Source organism: Salifodinibacter halophilus (assembly GCA_012999515.1).
In the GTDB taxonomy this organism is placed as follows: domain Bacteria; phylum Pseudomonadota; class Gammaproteobacteria; order Nevskiales; family Salinisphaeraceae; genus Salifodinibacter; species Salifodinibacter halophilus.
The window spans coordinates 1-252 of the sequence record JABEEB010000467.1 but is presented as its reverse complement, the minus strand read 5'-3'; the positions used below and the strand labels follow the sequence as shown (position 1 = coordinate 252).

The following is a 252-nucleotide window of genomic DNA, read 5'->3' as shown; positions in this document are numbered from 1 at the left end:
CTGGCGCGCGACCTCGCGCGCCAGTTCCGGCGTGAGTCCGCGCTGCACGTAGATGTGCGCCAGCTCTTCGAGTTCGGCGTGCGGGTTCTCGGCCAGCTCGCGTTTTTCAACGGCGATGTCGGCGTGCTCGGTGTCGGCCTGCGAGCGCACCGACACGTATTCGCCGGCGACCATCGACATCGCCCCGGCCACGGTGCCGGCGATACCCGAGGTCAGGATCGCGCCGGCGTCGGCGCCGCTGGCGGCGACGCC

1 protein-coding gene is annotated in these 252 nt (G+C 71.8%); it reads right to left on the bottom strand.

Going from position 1 to position 252, the window contains the following annotated elements; all coding sequences use genetic code 11:
* Positions 1-252, bottom strand: a 252-nt coding sequence (locus tag HKX41_12475) for a VIT family protein (protein NNC24951.1), incomplete at both ends; no start/stop codon positions are given.